General features: G+C 71.1%; 19 protein-coding genes. 10 read left to right on the forward strand and 9 right to left on the reverse strand.

Going from position 1 to position 21851, the window contains the following annotated elements; genetic code table 11:
• Positions 1–302 precede the first annotated feature (302 nt).
• Positions 303–1268, reverse strand: a complete 966-nt coding sequence (locus RCR19_RS12610) for a LysR family transcriptional regulator (protein ID WP_331265229.1) — start codon at positions 1266–1268, stop codon at positions 303–305.
• 133 nt (positions 1269–1401) lie between these two features.
• Between RCR19_RS12610 and RCR19_RS12615 the strand changes: the two genes are divergently transcribed.
• Entirely contained in the window at positions 1402–2646 is a 1245-nt protein-coding gene (locus RCR19_RS12615; protein ID WP_331265230.1) for an MFS transporter, read from the forward strand.
• Between the two features lie 105 nt (positions 2647–2751).
• Here the strand turns inward: RCR19_RS12615 and RCR19_RS12620 are convergent, their stop codons facing one another.
• The 5 genes from RCR19_RS12620 to RCR19_RS12640 all read right to left on the reverse strand — a co-directional run bounded on the left by RCR19_RS12620 (position 2752) and on the right by RCR19_RS12640 (position 8579).
• Positions 2752–3333 carry a hypothetical protein gene (locus RCR19_RS12620; RefSeq protein ID WP_331265231.1) on the reverse strand — a complete coding sequence of 194 codons (582 nt, stop codon included), beginning with the start codon at positions 3331–3333 and terminating at the stop codon, positions 2752–2754.
• A gap of 207 nt (positions 3334–3540) precedes the next feature.
• Positions 3541–5226 (reverse strand): alpha-keto acid decarboxylase family protein, encoded by a 1686-nt coding sequence (locus RCR19_RS12625; RefSeq protein ID WP_331265232.1) that lies wholly within the window; start codon positions 5224–5226, stop codon positions 3541–3543.
• Positions 5227–5320: 94 nt separating this feature from the next.
• A complete protein-coding gene (gene alsS / locus RCR19_RS12630) occupies positions 5321–7006 on the reverse strand; it encodes an acetolactate synthase AlsS (protein ID WP_331265233.1) in 1686 nt (561 codons plus the stop codon).
• Positions 7007–7146: 140 nt separating this feature from the next.
• On the reverse strand, positions 7147–7935 hold the full coding sequence (budA, locus tag RCR19_RS12635) for an acetolactate decarboxylase (protein ID WP_331265234.1): 789 nt from the start codon (positions 7933–7935) through the stop codon (positions 7147–7149).
• Between the two features lie 497 nt (positions 7936–8432).
• Positions 8433–8579, reverse strand: a complete 147-nt coding sequence (locus tag RCR19_RS12640; protein ID WP_331265235.1) for a hypothetical protein — start codon at positions 8577–8579, stop codon at positions 8433–8435.
• A gap of 288 nt (positions 8580–8867) precedes the next feature.
• Between RCR19_RS12640 and RCR19_RS12645 the strand changes: the two genes are divergently transcribed.
• Complete coding sequence (locus RCR19_RS12645; RefSeq protein ID WP_331265236.1) at positions 8868–10496, forward strand: esterase-like activity of phytase family protein; 1629 nt, start codon at positions 8868–8870, stop codon at positions 10494–10496.
• A gap of 121 nt (positions 10497–10617) precedes the next feature.
• On the opposite strand, the gene RCR19_RS12650 is transcribed toward RCR19_RS12645, so the two are convergent.
• Positions 10618–11655 carry a Ku protein gene (locus tag RCR19_RS12650; RefSeq protein ID WP_331265237.1) on the reverse strand — a complete coding sequence of 346 codons (1038 nt, stop codon included), beginning with the start codon at positions 11653–11655 and terminating at the stop codon, positions 10618–10620.
• 51 nt (positions 11656–11706) lie between these two features.
• On the opposite strand from RCR19_RS12650, the gene ligD reads away from it, so the two are divergent.
• On the forward strand, positions 11707–12588 hold the full coding sequence (gene ligD, locus RCR19_RS12655) for a non-homologous end-joining DNA ligase (protein ID WP_331265238.1): 882 nt from the start codon (positions 11707–11709) through the stop codon (positions 12586–12588).
• Between the two features lie 4 nt (positions 12589–12592).
• On the opposite strand, the gene RCR19_RS12660 is transcribed toward ligD, so the two are convergent.
• Positions 12593–13396: a nuclease-related domain-containing protein gene (locus RCR19_RS12660; protein ID WP_331265239.1), complete on the reverse strand. Its 804-nt coding sequence runs from the start codon at positions 13394–13396 to the stop codon at positions 12593–12595.
• Positions 13397–13493: 97 nt separating this feature from the next.
• On the opposite strand from RCR19_RS12660, the gene RCR19_RS12665 reads away from it, so the two are divergent.
• From RCR19_RS12665 to RCR19_RS12690, 6 genes are read left to right on the forward strand one after another with little or no spacing between them, the layout of a single operon-like run.
• Complete coding sequence (locus RCR19_RS12665) at positions 13494–14000, forward strand: dual specificity protein phosphatase family protein (protein ID WP_331265240.1); 507 nt, start codon at positions 13494–13496, stop codon at positions 13998–14000.
• 60 nt (positions 14001–14060) lie between these two features.
• Positions 14061–14774, forward strand: coding sequence for a hypothetical protein (locus RCR19_RS12670; RefSeq protein ID WP_331265241.1), 714 nt, complete (start codon positions 14061–14063; stop codon positions 14772–14774).
• 8 nt (positions 14775–14782) lie between these two features.
• Positions 14783–16063, forward strand: coding sequence for an ATP-binding protein (locus RCR19_RS12675; RefSeq protein ID WP_331265242.1), 1281 nt, complete (start codon positions 14783–14785; stop codon positions 16061–16063).
• Between the two features lie 46 nt (positions 16064–16109).
• Positions 16110–17489 carry an FtsW/RodA/SpoVE family cell cycle protein gene (locus RCR19_RS12680; protein ID WP_331265243.1) on the forward strand — a complete coding sequence of 460 codons (1380 nt, stop codon included), beginning with the start codon at positions 16110–16112 and terminating at the stop codon, positions 17487–17489.
• Complete coding sequence (locus tag RCR19_RS12685; protein WP_331265244.1) at positions 17486–19000, forward strand: penicillin-binding transpeptidase domain-containing protein; 1515 nt, start codon at positions 17486–17488, stop codon at positions 18998–19000. Before RCR19_RS12680 ends, RCR19_RS12685 begins: the two co-directional genes overlap by 4 nt.
• A gap of 60 nt (positions 19001–19060) precedes the next feature.
• Entirely contained in the window at positions 19061–19552 is a 492-nt protein-coding gene (locus RCR19_RS12690) for a DUF3291 domain-containing protein (protein WP_331265245.1), read from the forward strand.
• A 26-nt stretch (positions 19553–19578) separates the two neighbouring features.
• On the opposite strand, the gene RCR19_RS12695 is transcribed toward RCR19_RS12690, so the two are convergent.
• The gene (locus RCR19_RS12695; protein ID WP_331265246.1) at positions 19579–20691 is read right to left on the reverse strand and encodes a ferritin-like domain-containing protein; all 1113 of its coding nucleotides are present in this window, start codon (positions 20689–20691) and stop codon (positions 19579–19581) included.
• Between the two features lie 136 nt (positions 20692–20827).
• Here RCR19_RS12695 and RCR19_RS12700 point away from each other — a divergent pair, with 136 nt between their 5' ends.
• Positions 20828–21757 (forward strand): diiron oxygenase, encoded by a 930-nt coding sequence (locus RCR19_RS12700; RefSeq protein ID WP_331265247.1) that lies wholly within the window; start codon positions 20828–20830, stop codon positions 21755–21757.
• Positions 21758–21851 lie beyond the last annotated feature (94 nt).

Genomic DNA, 21851 nt, shown 5'->3' on the forward strand with positions numbered 1-21851 from the left:
CGGTGGATCGCGGCACCGTGGGCTGCGGCGCGGGACGATCGGCCTGCATCGGGGCCGTGCGGAGAGCCGCCCGGCCGGTCCCGAGGACGACCGGGGACACGGGAACGCCGAGGGCAGCGGCTGTCGGCCGAGCCCGTGGAACACGGCACGGCGCAGGCATTTGGCCCCCGCGCGGCCCGCCGTCCCGGTAGCGGCGGGCCGGCGCCTCGGAAAGCGCGTCGCGGGGTATGCGGAACGTACGCCTCCGCGGACCGGAACGGAAGACCCCTGCGCTATCGGCCCATCCCTTGAGACGGGAGCACTCAGCCGGCGGCCGGCACCGCGCTGTCCGCGTCCGGCCGCCTCGCCCAGGCCGGTGTCCAGGTCCCGGTGCCGGAGTGGTCGAACCGCCCGGAGCCGAGGTGGGCGCGGAGCGCGGCGAGCGCCGGGTGCGGATTGTCCCGGTGCCACACCAGCGAATGCGGGTAGACCGGTGTCGGACCGTGCACGGCGATCCGCCGCAGGCCGTGGTCGGCGGGCCAGACGAGCCGTGTCCGCTCGCCGACGAAGGTCGCCAGCGACCGGGAGTCGGCGATGGTGTCCAGCAGGGGTTCGGTGCCGAAGTCCGGTCCGGTGATCTCGATGGTCAGCTCGAACTCGGCGGCGAGGGCGTCGTAGTAGGCCGCCCACTCGGTTCCGGGAACGATGCCGGGCATCCAGATCCGGTGTCCGGCGAGCTCGGCCGGGCCGACGGTACGGGCGGCGGCGAGTTCGTGGGCGGGGCCGGTGAGGAGCTGGACGGGCTCGTCGAAGGCCGCGACGGCCGCGATGTCGTCGGGGAGCCGCCGGCCGGGCATGGTCACGGCGCGGAATGACGCGTCGATCGTGCCGGACCGGATGGCGTCGACGGCCGCGTCGGCGTCGAAGAGGGTCACGACGTCGAGCTCGACCTCGGGGTGCGAGCGATGGAAGTCGCCCAGCACGGCGGCCGGGGCGAGCTGTCGGCCGATCACATCGACGCGCAGCGCGCGGCGTCCGGGACGCACCGAGGCGACCGCCCGCTCCTCGGCCCGCAGGAGATCACGGGCATGGGGCAGGAATGCCTGTCCGTCGATGGTGAGCCGCGCTCCTCGCGCCGTACGGGTGAACAGCCGCACGCCGAGGATCTTCTCCAGCGTGGCGATGCGTTTGGAGACGGCCTGCTGGGTGATCGACAGCTCGGCGGCGGCGTCCTGGAACCGTCCCGCGTCCGCGGCGGCCACAAAGGTGCGTACGGCGTCGAGATCCACGCGGCCACGGTATCGGCACAACGCATGGTTGTGCTTCCCTGGCTCTCCGGTTGTTTGATCAGGCGGCCTGCCGCTCGCTTTGATGCCGGTGGTCAGCGTGTGGTTGTCGGGATCGGCGAGGGGTGCGGTGGGAATGCCGGGTAGGCGGGCGCTGGGACGGCGGTTCGGTTGGCTGTGGGCGGCCTTCGCCGTCAGCTCCTACGGCACATGGCTCGGGTTCGGTGCGTTTCCCCTGATCGCGATCGTCGTACTGCACTCCGGGCCCACCCAGGTGGCGGTGCTCGCCGCCGCGGGTCGGGCGGTGGGGGCGATGGTCGCGGTGCCGCTCGGACCGTGGGTGGAGTTCCGCCGCAAGCGGCCGGTCATGATCGCGATGGACCTGACCCGGTGTGCCGCGATGGTGAGCGTCCCCGTCGCGTTCGCGTTCGGTGTGCTCGGCTTCGCCCAACTGCTCGTCGTCTCCGTCGTCGTCGCCGCCGCCAACATCGCCTTCAACGCGGCGAGCGGCGCCTTTGTGAAGACGCTCGTGCCACGGGAGGACCTGCTCGTCGCCAACGGCCGGTTCGAGTCCACGATGTGGACGGCGTCCATGGTCGGACCGCCGCTCGGCGGTGCGGCGATCGGGATCTTCGGCCCGATGACGACCGTGGTGGCCGATGCGGTCAGCTATCTGCTCTCGGCGCTGGGCATCCGCGCCATCGGCGGGACCGAACCACGCCCCGAGCGGACCGGTACACCCCGGTTGCGGGCCGGCGATCTGCTCGAAGGCTGGCGTCACATCCTGGCCCACCCCACACTGCGTCCACTGCTCCTCAACGCGATCGCGGTCAACGGCCTGATCATGGCCTCCGAGCCGCTGCTCGCCGTACTGCTGCTGGGCCGTCTCGGGTTCGCGCCCTGGCAGTACGGTCTCGTGTTCGCGGCCCCGTGCGTCGGCGGCCTCATCGGCTCGCGTCTGGCGCACCGGTTCGTGACACGGTTCGGGCAGCACCAGGTGATCCGCACCGTCGGGGCGTTGCGGGCGTGCTGGCCCATCGGGTTGGCCTTCGTGCGGCCCGGTGTCCCCGGGATCGTGCTCATCATCGCCGTCCAGTTCGGACTGGTGACCTGCTGCGCCTTGTACAACACGGTGCTGGCCACCCACCGGCTCGAACACACCGCCCCCGACCGGGTCGCCCGCACCCTGTCCGCGTGGTCGGTCAGCACCAGCGCCTCCATCGCGGCCATGACCGCGGTGTGGGGTCTGCTGGCCGCGGCCACCGGCCCCCGCACCGCGATCGCGATCGCGGGTGTCCTCCTCCTGGCCACTCCGCTGTTGCTCCCGCACCGCGAGAAGACCCCCGGAAACAGCAGGGAACAGGCCGCGAGCCTCACATGACGAGCCGTCACCTTCCCCGGTCGCGGTACTTCTCCCGGTCCGCCGGGATGTCCTGACGGTCCGCCCGTCATGCCCCTTGTGCACGGGAATGTACGCGGCGACGCGTCAGGACGGCGGATCCGGTGGACGGGCGGGCCGGATCGCCGCCGGGTCCCAGCGGTACATCCGCTTGAACGCGACCCACGCCCCCCACTCGGGCTCGTACAACGAGGTCGTCACCAGGGCGACCGCCCGCTTGTGCGGCCCGCGGTAGATGCAGCGCAGCCGGCCGGGACGCCACAGCCCCCCGACGCGCACCTCGACCTCGCGGTGCGGCCAGTACGTCGTGTGATCACCCGTGAAGCAGTCGAGCATCTCCCCCGTGCCGATCGCCTGCGCGTCGCCCTCGCGAGGCTGCGCCTCCGCCGTCGCGAGCACCTCCCTCGAGGTGTATTCGAGGCTCATCCGGTCCGGGTCCCACGCGACCCACACCATGGGGATCGACGGCGACGGCCAGTCGACGATCGTGAGGATCGCCCGGGTCCCGTCCGGCAGATCGCGGTACTGGATGACCTGGGTCCTCTGTCGCCGCCCCTCGCGGCTGAGCGTGAGCCAGAGGCCGGTGCGGTTGAACTCCACCTCCTCCCTCGCCGGCACACGGGCAGGTATCGGCAGCGGGACCTCTTCCGCATCACGCCATTCGCTCATGTGTTCGAAAATAGTGCCGAGTTGCCGTTCTGACGAGGCGGCTGCGCGAGATTCACCCGAAGGTGGCACCGTGCGGTCGCACAGCTCTCCGGGTTCGGCGGCGGGCGGGCCCGCGCAGAAGCGGCGGCGCCGCCCGGCGCCCGGACCGCCGTGCCCGGTGCCCCTCTCACCAGGCGGAACGCGGTTCAGCCGGCCACCGGTCCACGGTCAGGAGACGGGCGCGTGGTGGTAGTCGGAGGTGGAGAACGCCCTGCTCAGCTGGACGAGGGACTCGGGGGCGTCCAGGCGCTCCATGAACGCCTCGACGAACACGAGCCGGTCGCGGTCGCCGCCCGCCGTTTCGAACGCGGCAGCGAGTTCCTCCTCGGTGGTCGCCTTGACGGTGACGGCCAGGCCCAGCGGGTCGAAGGCCTCGACCAGCCGGTCGTAGTGCCAGGTGGCGATGTTGTTGTAACCCGCGTTCGCGCCCAGGATGTGGCGCTCGACCGTGTAGCCGTCGTTGTTGATCAGAATGACGACGGGGTTGAGGCCATGGCGCAGCACCGTGGACAGTTCCTGCGCGGTCAGCTGGAAGGAGCCGTCGCCGATCAGCAGGATGTGACGGCGCTCGGGCGCGGCGAGCATGCACCCCAGCAGGGCCGGGAGCGTGTAGCCGATCGAGCCCCACAGGGGCTGGCCCACGAAGGTGCAGCCGTGCGGGAGCGGCAGTTCCGCGCATCCGAAGTACGAGGTGCCCTGGTCGGCGATCACCACGTCCCCCGGTTCGAGGAACTCCTGGAACTGCTCCCAGAAGCGCTCCTGGACGAGCCGGGCCGAGCGGGCGGGCTCGTGGGGCGCCGCTGCGCCGACGCACCGCCGGAACTGCGAGGTGATGTCGGAGGGTTTGCGGATGCCGGCGCCTGCGAGAGCCTGGATCGCGTCCTTCATGGACACATGGTCGTGCCGGACGGAGCCCACGGCCGCGGCCGTCGGATGGAGTGCGATCAGCCGGGAGGGGTCGATGTTCTGGGAGAACCCTCCGGTGACCGAGTCGGTGAACTGAGTGCCGACGGCCAGGAGGCAGGCCGCGTTCTCGATGGTCTCCCTGACGTAGGAGTCGCTGAGCTTTCCCGCGTACCCGCCGATGAACTGGTCGTGGTCCTCGGGGAAGACGCCCTTCGCGGAGCTGAGGCAGGCGACGGGGCAGCCGATGCCCTCGACCAGCCGGACCAGCTGCGGGGCGAGACGGTACCGGTCGGCCTCGGGGCCGAGCAGCACGGCCATCGAGTCCGCCGAGCGCAGCAGGTCCCGCGCCTGGTCGGTGAACCTCGCGAGCTTGCGGGGGTCGCTGGACGGCTCGGGGAGGACCAGTGGCTCGCCAGGCGCCTCGATCGTCTCGTACGCCACGTCCGAGGGCAGCATGATGTACACGGGACGTTTGAGCAGCCAGCACAGGCACAGCACCCGGTCGATCTCCGAAGCGGCGTTGTCGCGGGTCAGCGTCGCCCGGGCGACCGTGTACTCCTCGGCGCACCTCGCCGCGCGCCGGAAGTCGCCGTCACCGGCCGTGTGATGGACCTTCTGCTTGTCCTCCACGATGAAGGTCGCCGGCGTCCCCACTATGGACACGACCGGCACGGACTCGGCGTACGCTCCGGCGACGCCGTTCAGGGCACTCAGCTCCCCCACGCTGAACGTGGTGACCAGCGCCGCGATCCCGTTCAGCCGGCCGTAACCGTCCGCGGCGTAGGCGGCGTTGAGCTCGTTGCAGTTCCCGATCCATTCGATGCCGTCCATCGCCTCGAGCTGGTCGAGGAATTCCAGCTGATAGTCGCCGGGTACGCCGAAGACGTGCCCGACCCCGATCTCCCGCAGACGGCGCAGCAGGTGGTCGCCAACGGTGCAGGTGCCCATGTCATGGCCTTTCTCGTGCCGGGATCCGGGTACGGGAGCCGCCGGTTCGCGGGACTCGCCGGCGGGTGGATCCGATGGTGCGCGGCGCAGGCGCCTATTCGAGGACTCCCTCGTGGAGTTGGGCGAAGAGTTCGGTGTTCCGCGTGTAGTCCACGAGGACGTCGATGATCGTGATGCCCGGCTGGACCCGGGCTTCGCGCGACAGGGCCTCGCCGAGGACCTTGGCGAACTGCTCCTCGGTCTCCACGCGGTAGCCGTGGGCGCCGAAGGCTCCGGCGTACTGGGCGATGTCGTAGTCGCCGAGCTGTACTCCCGAGGTGCGTCCGTACTTCAGCTCCTCCTGGAAGCGGACCATGTCGTAGGTGTTGTCGCGCAGGATCACATGGGTGAAGTGCAGGCCGAGGCGGGTGGCCGTCTCCAGTTCCTGGGCACTGAACAGGAATCCCCCGTCGCCGGACACGGACACGACCTGCCTGCCGGGCCGTACCAGGCAGGCCGCCATGGCCCAGGGCAGGGCCACCCCGAGCGTCTGCTGGCCGTCCGAGAACAGCAGGTGCCGGGGCTCGTAGGCGCGGAAGTGCCGGGCCGTGTAGATGTAGTGTGAGCCGATGTCGCAGGTGACGGTGGCGTCGTCGTCGATCATGTCGCGAAGCGTGAGCAGGACCGACACCGGATTGAGGCCGGCACGCGTGTGGTTCGCCGTGCGCGCGGTGTCGTCGGCCTCCTTCAGGGCCCGCCGCTGCTCGGCGAGTTCACCGAGGACCTCGGCGTCGAGACGGAGCCCGGACAGCTGTCCGGCCAGGGCCCGGACGGTGGCGGCGACGTCACCCTGCAGCTCGATCGCCGGCTGGTAGTGGTTGTCGATGTTCGCGGGCACCACGTCGATGTGGACGACGGTGCGGGACGGGTCGGTGTTCCACAGCTTCGGGTCGTACTCGACGGCGTCGAAGCCGATGGTCACCAGGACGTCCGCGTGCGAGACGACGATGTCGCCCGGCTGGTTGCGGAACAGGCCGACCCGGCCGAGATAGTGCTCGTCCAGCGTCCGGGAGACGACGCCCGCGGCCTGGAACGTCTCCACCACCGGCAGGTCGGTGTCCTCGAGGAGGGCGCGCAGGGCGGCGCAGGCCTCCGGATCGGCGCCCCGTACACCGGCGAGGATCACCGGCCGCCTGGCGTCACGGATGAGGCGGGCCGCCTGCTCGATGCCCTCGGCCGGTGCGGGCCCCAGGCGGGGTACGGGGCACGCCCTGGTGATGCCGGCCGGGATGGGCGTGGCCAGTACGTCGGAGGGCAGGATCACGGCCGCGGCCCCCCGGGGCTGGGTGACGGCGGCACGCAGGGCGTTGGCCACCGCTTCCGGGACGTTGTCGGCGTCGTTCACCTCGCCGGTGTACTTGGTGAAGGCCTTGAGGGCGGCGGTGGCGTCCATGGACTGGTGGCTGCGCTTGAGGCGGTCCGCGCGGGGCACGGCCCCGCACAGCGCGACGACCGGGTCCTGCTCGGTGTTGGCGGTGAGAAGGCCGGTCGCGGTGTTGGATGTGCCCGGCCCTGAGGTGACGACGACGGCCCCCGGTGTCCCGGTGAGCCGTCCGACCGCCGCGGCCATGAAGACCGCGTTCTGTTCGTGGCGGCACACCACCAGTTGAGGGCCGCTGTCCACCAGGGCGTCGTAGATCGAGTCGATCTTCGCGCCGGGCACTCCGAAAACATGGCTGACGCCGTACGCTGACAGCACCTCGACCGCGCGCTGGGCGGCACGCGCTTCAGACTCGGACATGGAATGCAGCCTCTCGTTGTGGTGGCAGAGAGCTCCTCGGCCGTCGAAGTCCGGAGCCGGCCGCGCCCGTTGCCGGCAGCGGGGCCGGTGGCGGACCCACCCGCTCGCCGGCCGCGGACAGCGGTTCCGCAGGCCGCCCCTCAGCCGCCCTCGGCCTGGCGGATCTGCTCGGTCAGGTTGCCGGGGGTCAGATCGGAGCCGAGGAACTGCTGTGTCGTCGGCAGACTGAGGTGGAGTTCGGAGCGCTCGCCGAGCGCGACGGTGCCGTGCTCGACGCGGAAGTCCAGGCAGTGACCGCCGTGTTCATGGGATGCGTCGATGAAGTGCATGTGGTAGCCGGCCACCGAGATGCCCTGTTCGTAATCGGGTGTGCGGTAGCCCGCCAAGGTCCCTTCCAGATCGGTGAAGTCGGTCTCCGCCTGCCCCTCGGCGGCCTCGGTCAGCGAGGGATACGGCGGCTCCTGCTTCCGCACCGTCCGGGTGCGGATCCCGCCGAAACGCCCGGTGATCCGGATCGCGTAGATCAGGTTGGGGCTGCGGGCCAGGTCGTCGACAAGCGCGATCACCTCGGCACGGGTCATGGGCGCCGTGATCTCCTCGGTGATCTCCGGCGTGAACCACGTCATGGCGGCGAAGGGCGACAGATCACCCCTGTCGGCGGTCTCCACGGAACCGTCGGCGCGGAGGTGGTAGCAGACACCGTCCAGGACGAGCATCTCGCCGTCGAGGTGGTTGAACGTGCCGAGCCCGAAGTCCCCGTGCTCGAGCAGTTGCCCCACGGAGACATCGCCGTCGTAGACGCCGTCCATCAACGCGCCCATGGTCGAGCTCTGGTACACCTCACGCGCTCGTCCGGCGTCATGACGTGCGCCGCTGCCGCCGCCCCGGTGCGCCAGGACCGTGCGGGCGAACTTCCGGAGGCGGTCCACGGGGGTCGCCTCGCTACCCATCGCTCGTGCCTCCCATCGCCCTGGGCAAAAGCCCCGGCCGCCCGGGGCGGCCAAAGCCCGCTCCAGGGTGTCGACCCGCCGCTGCCGGTGCGCTGGGCGTCGCGCAACGTCACCACCGCCGCCCGGGTGTACAGGGCACGGCGAACGTATCTCCCACAACATGCTGCCTGCATCCGGGCCGCGCGCAACCGGAGGACCGCGCCCGGCCCGGCACTCGTCGGCGGCCCGCCCCTCCCGCGGGCACGGGTGCACCGCGCCCGCGTTCACCACGAGGCGGCCCGGTCCCGTACGGCAGCTCGGGCGCTCGTCGTGCGCTGCGGGGCGCGGACGGCCACAGCGCCCCCGGAGGCGGTCGTGCACGAGATCCCCGGGGCCCGTCCCCCTGACCGGCCCGCGGGTTCGGCCCCCGCCGGAAGGCCGTGGCGGTCCGCGGTCGTGGTGCCCGCGGACCGCCCGGTGCCGAACCGTCGGTCGCGTCAGTAGCGGTCGAGGATCAGCTGCGTGTCACTGCTGTCGAAACCGGCGTCGTTCGCCTCGTCCAGGGCGGCGTCGATGTCGCCCGCTACCAGGGCGATCGCCGGCGCGGTGAGCAGGCGGCGAGCCCGCAAGAAGGCAATGCTCATGTCAGGAGCGTTCCTCGGGCGGGTGAGCAACAGGTGGGTGCCCGTGGGGAATCGTGTGAACCGGGAGCGTCGGACAGGGGATTGCGATTCGCCTCCGGCACCACAGGCGCCCCGTTCCGTCGGGGGCCGCGTTCAGGGGCGCTTGACAAGCGCTGTGCCTGTTGGCCAACTTCCCGTCACCCGATCACCGGCTTTCGTCAAGTCCCGCTTGTCGCAACGGACATGTGGCGGAAAGAGGCTCGCCAGTCGTGCGCCCGCAAGGAGACGCACGGACCAGGAGGGGAACTCATGTCTCGTCTGAGGATCGCGACCGCCGCAGCCACCGCTGTGGTGCTGTCGCTGGCCGGCAGCAGCCTGGCCACTGCCGCACCGACGGCTCACGGCGGTCGGGGTCCGGTACTCAAGGCACGCTCCGACCGTTTCACCGCCCACGCAGGCCGGACGCTGACCGTCCGCGGCAAGGGCTTCCTGTCCAACGACAGCGGCAGGCCGGCCACGCTCGTCTCGCACACCAAGACCGCGCACGGTTCTCTGACGGTCCACCAGGACGGTTCGTTCGACTACACGCCGAACTCCGGCTTCAAGGGCACCGACGGCTTCGACTACACGGTCAGCGACGCCGTCAAGCTCTACCGGACACATCTGCCGGCGCTCACCACGATCGACGGGGTCAAGATCTCGGGCGGGGCGTACGGTTCGTCGCTCTACCCCGTGCCCGGCTCGAAGGACGAGTTCTACGGGATCACCGACCGCGGCCCCAATGTCGACACCCCTGACGGCCACAAGGCGCTGCCCCTGCCGGACTTCCACCCGGCGATCGCCAGGATCCGCCTCGTCGGCACCAAGGCGGAGGTCCTCAAGACGATCCCGCTGCGCGCCGCCGACGGCACCCTGTACAACGGGCATGTCAACACCCAGGCGAACACGGGTGAGTCGCTGATCGACCTGGCCGGGAACGCGCTGCCGGCCTCGCCGAACGGCTACGACCCCGAGGGCCTGGTCGCCCTGCCGGACGGCTCCTTCTGGGTGTCGGACGAGTACGGCCCGTTCATCACCCACTTCTCCCGCGACGGCCGGGCGCTCCAGCGCCTGTCCCCCTTCAACGGCTCGCTCCCGGCCGAACTGGCCAACCGGGTGCCGAACAAGGGAATGGAGGGGCTGGCGCTCACACCGGACGGCAGCACGCTCGTCGGCATGATGCAGTCCGCGCTCCAGCAGCCCGATCTGCCGGCCGGCGTGAAGACCAAGAACGTCACCGTGCTGCGCATCGCGACGTACAACCTGCGCACCCACGCGACGCACGAGTACGTCTACCTGCTCGACGACCCCAAGGCGACCGGCGGCGCGGTCAGCGAGATCACCGCGCTCAGCAACACCACGTTCGTCGTGGACGAGCGGGACGGCAACATGGAGCCCGGCGCGTTCAAGAAGCTCTTCAAGATCGACATCAGCCGGGCGACCGATGTCGGCCCCTCCGCCAAGGTGCGGGGCGCCACGTACGACGGGGCCGAGGGCGGGCTGCTCATCGGCCCGAAGCACCAGACCATCGACGCCTACGTGGGCGAAGGCGACACCGCCACGGCCCAGGCCGCGCTGAAGACGGCCGGGGTCACCCCGGTCGCCAAGAGCCCGTACCTGGACCTGGGCGACCTGGTCACCCGCCTCGACCCGACCGGCGCGTTCTTCGGCCACGACAAGGTCGAGGGTGTCGCCACCACCGACCACGGCCGCACCCTGCTCATCAGCAACGACAGCGACTTCGGCATCGACGGCGTCACCACCGGGTCGGCGCCCTACACCCTGCACTCCAAGATCCTCCCGAGCGGACAGCAGGACGACGGCGAGTACCTGGCCGTCGACACCACCAAGCTGCCCGCCGCGACCAGCACCGCGCGCGTCACCTTCACGGTGCGCTGACGGCGCCTCGCACCGACCCGCACCGAGTGAACGCCGGCGGGCTGTCGCCGCGGACCGATCCAGCGGTCCGCGGCGGCGGTCCGCCGGCACACGCGCGGGCTTCCGCCGACGAGCCGCCTCCTCACGCGGTCCGCTTGCGCGCCGCGGTCTTCTTGGCCGCCGTCTTCCCGGCCCCGGCCTTCTTGGCCGCCGTCTCCTTCGCAGGCGTCCTTTTCGCAGCCGTCTTCTTGGCCGCGGTCTTCTTCGCGGGCGTCTTCGCCGCCGCAGTCTTCTTCGCCGCGGCCTTCTTCGCCGCGGTCGTCTTCTTCGCCGTCGACCTCGTGCCCCCGGACTCCTCGGGCGACCTACCGCCCGGCAGACGTGTCACCTCCGCGGCTTCGCCCGTGCCCCGCGACTCCCTCGCCGCCCGCACGCTTTTCTCCAGGGCCGCCATCAGGTCCAGAACCTTGCCGCCCTCGGGCTCGGGTACCTGCGGAAGCTCCTTGCCCTCCGCCTTCGCCGCGATCAGTTCCTCCAGCGCCTCGCGGTACTCGTCGTGCAGATCGTCCAGATCCACGTCCCCCAGCGTGTCCATCAACGCGTCCGCCAGGTCCAGTTCCTTGTCCCGGACGGTCACGCTCGTGTCGGGCGCCACGCCGTCCGCCGCCCGGATCTCGTCCGGCCACAGCAGCGCGTGCATGCCGATCACATCGCCGACCACGCGCAGCATCCCGAGCCGCTCCCGCCCCCGCAGCGCGTATTTCGCGACGGCCACCTTCCCGCTGCGTCTCAGCGCCTCCCGCAGCAGCGCGTACGGCTTGGCGGCCGGGGTCCCGTTCACGGAGAGGTAGTACGCCGTGTCCAGCTGGAGCGGGTCGATGCGGTCCTCCGGCAGGAAGGCCAGGATCTCGATCGTCTTGCTGGTCGGCAGCGGAAGCTTCGCCAGGTCCTCGTCCGTGATCGGGATGACCGTGCCGTCCGCGTCCTCGTAGCCCTTGCCGATCTCCGACGAGTCGACCTCGCGGTCCTCCAGCTCGCAGAACTTGCGGTAGCGGATCCGGCCGGCGTCCTCCAGATGGATCTGGCGGAAGGAGATCGAGTGGCTCTCGGTGGCGTTCATCAGCTTGACGGGGATGCTGACCAGGCCGAAGGAGATGGTTCCGTTCCAGATCGATCGCACGTTCCGCCCCTTTTCCTCATGGATCAGGCGATTTCATGGGATTCTCATCGTATGACGCCGATCACTGAGGTGGAGGGGCGGCGGCTCGCGCTCAGCAACCTGGAGAAGGTGGTTCATCCGGCGACCGGATTCACCAAGGGCGAGCTGCTGCACTACTACGCGACCACCGCGGAGGCGCTGCTGCCGCACCTGCGCGATCGCCCCGTGTCGTTCCTGCGCTATCCGGACGGACCGGACGGTCAGGTCTTCTTCACCAAGAACGTGCCGCCCGGTACGCCCGACTGGGTCGTCACGGCCCAGGTGCCGCGCTCGGAGGGCCCGGCCCGCATGGTGCTGGTCCAGGACCTGCCCAGCCTGATGTGGGCGGCCAACCTGGTCACCGAGTTCCACACCCCCCAGTGGCGGATCGAGGCCCCCGACGAGGCGGACCGGCTGGTCTTCGACCTCGACCCGGGCCCACCCGCCACCGTCGTCGAGTGCTGTGAGGTCGCGCTGTGGCTGCGGGACAGGCTCGCGGCGGACGGGGTGGAGACCTGTGCGAAGACGTCCGGGTCGAAGGGGCTGCATCTGCTGGCGGCGGTGGCACCGACGCCGTCGCGGGCCACGACGGACTACGCCAAACAGCTCGCCGTGGCGGCGGAGAAGGCGATGCCCCGCCTGGTCGTCCACCGCATGACCCGCAGCCTGCGGCCGGGGAAGGTGTTCGTGGACTGGAGCCAGAACGCGGCCCGAAAGACGACGGCGGCCCCCTACACCCTGCGCGCCCGGGCGGAGCCGACCGTGTCGGCGCCGGTGACCTGGCAGGAGGTCGCGGACTGCGCGTCCCCGGACAGCCTGGTCTTCCGGGCGCCGGACATCGCCCCCCGCCTCCAGGCGCACGGCGACCTGCTGGCCCCGCTCCTCGACCCCGCCGGCGCCGCCCGGCTGCCCTGACCGGTCACACCCTGGACCAGATGTGCCGGTCCCGCGCCATCGCGTGCAGCGCCTCCACGTCCGCGGGCTTGAGCAGACCGCCGAGCCGGGCGAGGCCGGGAAGATCGGTGTCCGCGAGGATCCTGATCCCCCGCGGCGGAACGGTCGTCTCCAGACGGGCCGGTTCCACCAGGACCAGGACCGGACGGACCTCGGCGGTCAGCGCGTACGACGCCCGGGCCGCGTCGGCGCGCACCCGGCGCAGCAGCGGCCGTGCGTCGCGGCGGCCCACCGTCACCATCGGATCGGCGACGAGGACCCGCTGCCTGCGTGCGTCGAGCGAGCGCACCGCGAAGAGGCCGCCCGGGCCGATCACCAGATGGTGGATGCGGTCCCCGCCGGGCAGCGGTACCGAGTGCAGCGTGCGCCAGCCCCCGCCTTCCAGCAGGTCGAGGGCGTCACCGGTCCGCTGTTCGACCGCCAGCGCCCTGCGTCGTGGATCGGTGCGCAGCCGGTGCGCGGCCTTCGGGTCCCGGTCCAGGGCGATGAGCAGCGCCTCACCGGGCCGGTTCGGGGCCAGGTCGTCGTCCGGGTGGAGGGTGAGCCGGGCCAGCTCCGCGGGGGTGGGGACGGGTGGTGGCCCCACCGCCACCGGACCGGTCAGGAACGGGCCGAGCGCGGTGAGCACGTCCTGCCGCAGATCCTCACTGAGCAGGTTGACCCGGCCCGCCTCCCGGTCGTACCAGGCGACGCTCCTGCCGTCGGTGGCGCACACGTACAGGCGTTCCTGCCCCTGCCGCCAGGTCGGTATGACGCGCAGTCCACTCATGCACCATCACCCCTCGACCATGGGACCAGGCGGGGTGCTCCAGGGGCAAGAACCCGGTTACCTTTGTGAGCAGTTGGGGAGTCGTTGGGAGGCGCCGTTGCGGACCCTCGGAGAGCAGCCCGATGTTCCCGCTCCGGACAGCCCGTGGAGCGAGATCGTGCCCGGCCTGTGGATGGGCGGCCACGAGTTCGCGGGGCGCTCCGGAGGGCTGGAACTCGCCGTCGTGCGCGACGAGTTCGACCTCGTGCTGACCCTCTTGCGGCTGCCGGGGCACGGCCCGGACGCGGGGGTCGAGCACCATGTGTGGCCGATACCGGACGGTCCGCTCGACGGGACCCAGATCGCCGGCGTGATGCGGCTCGCCCGGGCGGCCGACGACGCGCTGGAGGACGGCCGCCGGGTCCTCGTCCGCTGTTACCACGGGTACAACCGCTCGGGCCTGGTCGTCGCGCACACGCTGATCCGGGCCGGGCACCCCGCCGACGAGGCGATCCGCATGATCCGCGCCCGCCGCGGGCCCTGGGCCCTGCACAACCGGCTGTTCGTGGAGTATCTGCGGGCGGGACTGGACACGGTCCGCCTGCTGGAGGAACTCGCCGAGTGACCCGCCGTCCGGTCATAGAGTGAGCAACCGGCCAGCAGGTGACCAAAAGGACGTGCCCCCGTGTTCCCCAGCCGCCGTGTCCGCGCAGCCCTCGGTCTCGCCGCGACCGCCCTGCTCCTGGCGGGGTGCGGCGACGCCGGCGCCCTGCGCTCGGCGGGACCGACCGCCACCGCCGTCGGACCGGTCGAGCTGTGGCCGCAGCTGCCGCCCGCCTCCACGCCGGCCCTCGACTACGGCGTGGCGGACACCGAGACCGTGGACGGCGTCATCGTTCCGGGTGACGACGTCCACCGGGTGCCGCCGCTGGACGTCTTCCGCGCCGAGGTCGCCGCCCACGCGGACGCGTACTCCGGGCCGAGCGCGCTGTACGCGCCGACCCGCAGGCAGCTCGCGAACTGCGGCAAGAAGGGCTCCAAGGGCCGCAGATGCCCGCTCCTCAACGCCTACTACCGCGATCTCACCGGGGACGGGCGGGACGACATGGTCCTCGGCGTCCGCTTCCCCGGCGATCAGCTGGCGGTACGCGTCTACACCGTCGCGCACCACCGGCTGGTCCAGGTCATGGGCACCTCGGACAGTGTGATCAGCGTGGAGCTCGCGGGCCGCGACGTGCTCATCCGCTCCCCCTCGACGCTGCCCGGGTACGAGTTCCGCACCGTGTGGACCTGGGACCCGCACCAGCACGCGATGCTGGCGAGCCGGGACGAGATCCTGCGGACGGGCGCCGCGCCGCCGCATCGGCGGGTGCCGCCGGTTCCGTCGAAGAGCGCGTGATGACCGCCATGGCCAGAACCCTGGGCCGACTGCCCGACTGGACCGCGACCCTCACCTGGAAGGCGGCCGCGTTCATCGCCGTGATGTGCTGCGCTCTCGCCGCCCTGCTCGGCGTGCTCGTCCATGTCCAGGTCACCGACCGGACCGTCGGCGAGGCCCGGGGCCGGGCGCTCGACCGGCTGACCGAGGCGGCGCGGGCGTACGAGGCGGGCGACCGGCTGCCGCTCGGCGCGGGCGTCGGCCTTCCGGGGCTGCCGGCCCGGCTGCGGCACCTGGCGGAGGGCGGGCGCCGCGGCACCATGGTCGGCACCGGCGACACCCAGCCCACGATGTGGGCGGCGGGCCCGGCCGACGGCGGACGGGTGCTCGCCGTACAGGTCGACTACCGGCAGGGAGCGCGCATCATCGCCGCCCTCGACCGGGCGATCCTGTGGTCCTCGGCCCTGGCGATCAGTGTGACGCTGCTGGTCGGGGCTTTCGCGGTGACCCGGGTGACCCGGCGACTGCAGACCACCGCGCAGGTGGCCCGGCGGATCAGCGCGGGCGACCTGGACGCACGCGTGGACGACCCGCGCACGAAGGACCCGACGCGCCTGCAGGACGAGGTGGCCGCGGTCGCCGGCGCGCTGGACACGATGGCGGCCACGCTGCACGGCAAGCTGCTGAGCGAGCAGCGGTTCACGGCCGACGTGGCGCACGAGCTGCGCACCCCGCTGACGGGGCTGCACGCCGCGGCCGAACTGCTGCCGCCGGGACGGCCGACCGAGCTGGTGCGCGACCGGGTGGCCACACTGCGCACGCTCACCGAGGACCTGCTGGAGATCTCCCGCCTCGACACGAAGAGCGAGCGTCTAGACCTGGACACCGAGCATCTCGCGCCCCTGGCCGAACGGGTGGTGCGGGCCTCGGGGACCGGCACCCGGGTGCGGGTGGTGCGGGACGCGTGGGTGGAGACCGACCGGCGCCGCCTGGAGCGTGTGCTCGGCAATCTGGTGGCGAACGCACACCGGCACGGGCGGGCCCCGGTGGTACTGACCGTCGACGGCCGGCGGGTCACCGTACGGGACCACGGGGACGGCTACCCCGAGTACCTCCTGGCCCACGGGCCGCAGCGCTTCCGGACCGAGAGCGGCGGGAAGGGCCACGGCCTCGGGCTGACGATCGCGCTCGGGCAGGCGCGGGTGCTCGGCGCGGCGCTGGAGTTCACCAACGCCCAGGACGGCGGGGCGGTGGCCACACTGAGACTGCCCGGGCCGAGGCCCCCAGGTGTACCGGAAAGAGCTGATTGAGACGACATAACAGGACATCACTGTCGCCGCTTGCTACGTTCCGCACATGATCGAGCCCGGAACGCCAGGACTGCCGGGGACGAGGACGGAGACGGACGACGCCCCCGCTCCCGCCCTGCGGCTGCCCCGGCGCCGCGGCGTCGAGTTCGCCCTGATCGTCCTCGCCGTTCTGATCTCCATGTACGGCTACTGCGCCGTCGGGCTCGCCACCCAGGGCACCGTCCCGCCCGGAGCCGCACGCTACGGCGCCGGGCTCGGCGTGCTCGCCCTGCTCGCGCACTGCGCGGTGCGACTGCGCGCCCCGTACGCCGATCCCCTGCTCCTTCCGATCGCCGTCCTGCTCAACGGCGTGGGTCTGGTCCTGATCTACCGCCTCGACCTGGAGACGCCGGGCGACCGGGCCGCTCCCACCCAGCTGTACTGGTCCACGGTCGGCGTGGCGCTCTTCATCGCGGTGGTGCTGCTGCTGCGGCACCACCGGGTGCTCCAGCGCTACACGTACGTCTGTGTGGTGGCCGCGCTGGCCCTGCTCACCCTGCCGATCTTCTTCCCCGCGGTGAACGGCGCCCGGATCTGGCTCAGGATCGCCGGGTTCTCCATCCAGCCGGGCGAGTTCGCGAAGGTGCTGCTCGCGGTCTTCTTCGCCGGGTACCTGGCCGCCAACCGGCATGCGCTCGCCTACACCGGCCGGCGGGTGTGGCGGCTGCAACTGCCGACCGGGCGGGTCCTGGGGCCGGTCGTGGCGATCTGGCTGCTGAGCGTCGGGGTGCTGGTACTGGAGCGCGACCTCGGCACCTCGCTGCTGTTCTTCGGACTGTTCGTGGTGCTGCTGTACGTCGCCACGGGCCGCACGGGCTGGATCGCCGTGGGCCTGCTGCTCGCGTTCGCCGGTGCGCTGGCCGTGGGCCGGCTGGAACCGCACGTGCATGCGCGGGTCGCGGACTGGCTGCACCCCTTCGCCTCGATCGACGCGGGCATCGGACCCAACCAGCTGGCCCAGTCCCTGTTCGCCTTCGCCGCCGGGGGCGCGCTCGGCACCGGCCTCGGCCTCGGCCATTCGATCCTCATCGGCTTCGCCACCAAGTCGGACTTCATCCTGGCGACGGCGGGCGAGGAACTCGGCCTCGCGGGCCTGACCGCCCTCTTCCTGCTCTACGCCCTGCTGGTGGAGCGCGGTTACCGGGCGGGCCTGGCGCTGCGCGACCCCTTCGGGCGGCTGCTCGCCATCGGGCTCGCGTCGATCGTCGCGCTCCAGGTGTTCGTGATCGCGGGCGGGGTGACGGGGCTGATCCCGCTCACTGGCATGGCGATGCCCTTCCTCGCCCAGGGCGGCTCGTCCGTCGTCACCAACTGGATCATCGTGGCGCTGCTCATCCGGATCAGCGACTCCGCTCGCAGCCAATACGACGGGACGGCCGTGCCATGAACCTGCCCCGGGGCCTCGACTCCGCGCGGCCCGGCGGAACCCCCACCATCCAGCGGGCGGCCGCCCTGTGCGCGCTGCTCCTGGTCGCCCTGCTGGTGAACGCGACGCGGGTGCAGATCTTCGAGGCCTCGCGCTACGACGACAACCCGGCCAACCGCCGGCAGATGATCGCCCGGTACGGCGCACCGCGCGGCGACATCCTGGTCGACGGGCGCGCGGTGACCGGCTCCCGGGACGCGGGCGGGATGTTCCGCTACGAACGCACCTACACGGACGGTCCCCTGTTCGCACCCGTCACCGGCTTCGCCTCGCAGGTCTACGGGACGACCATGCTGGAGGACACCCAGGACGCGACTCTCGCGGGCACCGACCCCGATCTGGCGCCGTTCCCCCTGTGGAACGACGTCACCCGGACCCGCAGCTCCGGCGGCAATGTCGTCACCACCCTCAACGGGGCGGCGCAACGCGCGGCGTACCAGGCCCTGGGCGGGCGCAGCGGTGCCGTGGCCGCCATCGAGCCGTCGACCGGGCGGATCCTGGCGCTGGTCTCGGCGCCGTCGTACGACCCCGGTGAGCTGTCCGGTTCGAGGGACTCCGTCGCACGGGCCTGGGAACGGCTGAACGCGGACGCGGGGAAGCCGATGCTCAACCGGGCGATCCGGCAGACGTATCCACCCGGTTCGACGTTCAAGGTGGTGACGGCCGCGGCCGCACTGGACGCCGGGGTGGTGCGGGACCTCGACGAGTCGACCAACTCCCCGGACCCCTACCTCCTGCCCGGCACGACGACCCGGTTGACGAACGAGGCGCGGGGCTGCGAGGACGCGTCCCTGCGCTACGCCTTCGAGTGGTCGTGCAACACGGTGTTCGCCAAGCTGGGCTTCGAGGTCGGGCTGCGGAACATGACGCAGGCGGCGGAGCGGTTCGGCTTCAACGACCAGAAGCTGAGGATCCCGTTCTCGGTGGCGCAGAGCACCTTCGACCGGAAGCTGGACGGGCCGCAGCTGGCGCTGTCCTCGATCGGGCAGTTCGACACGCGGGCGACACCGCTGCAGATGGCCATGATCGCGGGTGCCGTGGCGGGTGACGGTTCGGTGAGCGCGCCGTACCTGGTGGACAGGACGACGACGAAGTCGGGCGACACGGTCTCCGCCACCGAACCGCGCACCCTGCGCCGGGCGATGAGCCCGGCGACCGCGGCGGCGCTGCGCGAGATGATGGTGAACGCCGTGCAGGAGGGCACGGGGCAGAACGCGATGATCCCCGGCGCCACGGTGGGCGGCAAGACGGGCACGGCCCAGCACGGAGTGGGCAACTCGGGCACGCCGTACGCCTGGTTCATCTCCTGGGCGCAGGCGGACGACGCGATGGAGCCGGGGGTGGCGGTCGCCGTGGTGGTGGAGGACGCCGCGGGTGAACGGGGGGAGATCAGCGGCGGCGGGGACGCGGCACCGATCGCCCGGTCGGTGATGCGGGCGGTGCTGCAGTCGCAGCGGGACACGGGAGGTTGACCGGTCCGTCTGTCGAGACGGGCCTTCCGCACCCCTCGGGGCCGACCTACCGTCCGGTCCATGACGGACACCGAGCAGCCCGCATCCGTGCACGAACTCGCCCAGGTGAACATCGCCCGTCTCAAGTCCTCCTTGGACTCACCGCAGTTGAAGGACTTCGTCGACGCCCTGGACCCCGTCAACGCTATGGCCGACGCCTCGGACGGCTTCGTCTGGCGCCTGCAGGAGTCGTCCGGGAACGCGACGGACGTTCCCGTCCTCGGCGACGAGTGGCTGATCGTCAACCTGTCGACATGGCGTGACGCCGACGCGCTGACCTCCTTCGTGTACCGGGGACGGCACCGTGAGTTGCTGTCCCGGCGCCGCGAGTTCTTCGAACGCCTGAAGGAGGCGGTCACGGCCCTGTGGTGGGTACCGGCGGGCCACCGCCCGACGGTGGCGGAGGCGGAGGAACGCCTGCTGCACCTCCGCTCCCACGGGCCGACGGAGCATGCGTTCACTCTGCAGAGGCCGTTCCCGCCGGGGAAGGTGCGACCGGAGGCCCGCGGCTGACGGCGGCAGCGGGGCGTTCTCGGTGATCAGCCCGTGAGGCGCCGGCCCTCCTCGACGGCCTCCCGCACCTCCGTGACCCGTTCCCGCTCCTCCACCGCGAAACGCTCCGCGTCCAGCTTCTCGGCGATCTCCTCGTCCTGGGCCATCAGCAGGTCGAGATTGGAGTCGCCCATCTCGAAGACGCCCATGTCCACGTAGGCCTGCTGAAGGCGCTTGCCCCACAGACCGATGTCCTTGACGCAGGGCACGATGCGGCTGAAGAGCAACTGGCGGAACAGGCGCAGGAATTCGGAGTTCTCGCTGAACTCCTCCGCCTCCGCCTTCGGGATGCCGAAGTTCTCCAGCACCTCCACACCGCGCAACCGGTCGCGCATCAGGTAGCAGCCCTCGATGACGAACTCCTCGCGTTCGCGCAGTTCGGCGTCGGTGAGCTGCTTGTAGTAGTCGCGCAGGGCCATGCGGCCGAACGCCACGTGCCGGGCCTCGTCCTGCATGATGTACGCCAGGATCTGCTTCGGCAGCGGCTTGTCCGTGGTGTCGCGGATCATGCCGAAGGCCGCCAGCGCCAGGCCCTCGATGAGCACCTGCATACCCAGGTACGGCATGTCCCAGCGGCTGTCCCTGAGGGTGTCGCCGAGCAGGGACTGGAGGTTGTCGTTGATCGGGTAGACCATCCCGATCTTCTCGTGCAGGAAACGGCCGTAGATCTCCGCGTGCCGCGCCTCGTCCATCGTCTGGGTCGCGGAGTAGAACTTCGCGTCCAGATCGGGGACGGACTCCACGATCCGCGCCGCGCAGACCATCGCACCCTGCTCGCCGTGCAGGAACTGGCTGAACTGCCAGGAGGCGTAGTGCTTGCGCAGCTCGCCCTTGTCGCTGTCGGTCATCCTCGCCCAGTACGGCGTGCCGTAGAGGGTCACCGCCTCGTCAGGGGTGCCGAGCGGGTCGCACGGGTCGACCTCCAGATCCCAGTCGATCCGCTTCTGCCCGTCCCACTGCTTGTCCTTGCCCTTCTGGTACAGGGCGAGCAGCCGATCACGCCCCTCGTCGTACTCCCAGCTGAACCGCGCCGCACCGCTCGCGGGCACCTGCCAGAGGGTTTCTCCCGGTTCCTTGGCGTACAGCTCATGCGTCGACATACAGTTCACGCTCACACGTGGTAGACGCTCCGTCAACAAGTGGCGCACAGGGGATTGACGTCCTTGCTGACAAGCAGTCTCATAAGACGTGACCGCCGGTAACAGCGGCCCGTGCGACGAGGTGGTGGGGACAGCGATGACGACCGTGACCGAGGCCGAGGTGCTGCGCGACGCGCTCGGACTGCTCAAGGACCGGGAGCAGGTGGCCGAGCGATTGCTCGCCTCCTCCGCCAAGCACTCCTTCGATCCCGACAAGGAACTGGACTGGGACGCGCCCTTCGAGGAGGGCAAGTGGTTCTGGCCGCCGGAGCTGGTGTCGCTGTACGACACGCCGCTGTGGAAGCGGATGGGCGAGGAGCAGCGGATCCTGCTCTCCCAGCACGAGGCGGCCTCGCTCGCCTCGCTCGGCATCTGGTTCGAGCTCATCCTGATGCAGCTGCTGGTCCGGCACATCTACGACAAGGCGGCGACCAGTTCGCATGTGCGCTACGCGCTGACCGAGATCGAGGACGAATGCCGGCACTCGAAGATGTTCGCCCGGCTGATCGCGCACGGCGGGACACCCTGGTACCCGGTGAGCCGGGTGCACCAGAACCTCGGCCGCCTCTTCAAGACGATCTCGACGACACCCGGCTCCTTCACGGCGACCCTCCTGGGCGAGGAGGTCCTCGACTGGATGCAGCGGCTGACCTTCCCCGACGAGCGGGTGCAGTCGTTGATCCGCGGGGTCACCCGCATCCACGTGGTCGAGGAGGCCCGGCACGTCCGGTACGCGCGCGAGGAACTGCGCCGCCAGATGCTGACCGCCCCGCGGTGGTCGCAGGAGTTCACCCGGATCACCTCCGGTGAGTTCGCACGCGTCTTCTCGGTGGCGTTCGTGAACCCCGAGGTCTACACGAACGTCGGCCTGGACAAGCAGGAGGCGGCCGCCCAGGTCAGGGCGAGCGGCCACCGGCGGGAGGTCATGCAGACGGGTGCGAAGAGGCTGACGGACTTCCTCGACGACATCGGCGTGCTGCGGGGCGTCGGACGGCGGCTGTGGCGGTCCTCGGGGCTGCTGGCCTGAGGACGGACCCGTGGGACTCCGGCGGCCGGCCGTGCAGGCCGACCCGGCCGGGGGACCCGCTCGCCCCGCCGTTCTGCACGACAACGCGGTTACG

The sequence above is a fragment of the Streptomyces sp. WAC07094 genome, assembly GCF_036320405.1.
Lineage (GTDB): Bacteria > Actinomycetota > Actinomycetes > Streptomycetales > Streptomycetaceae > Streptomyces > Streptomyces lannensis.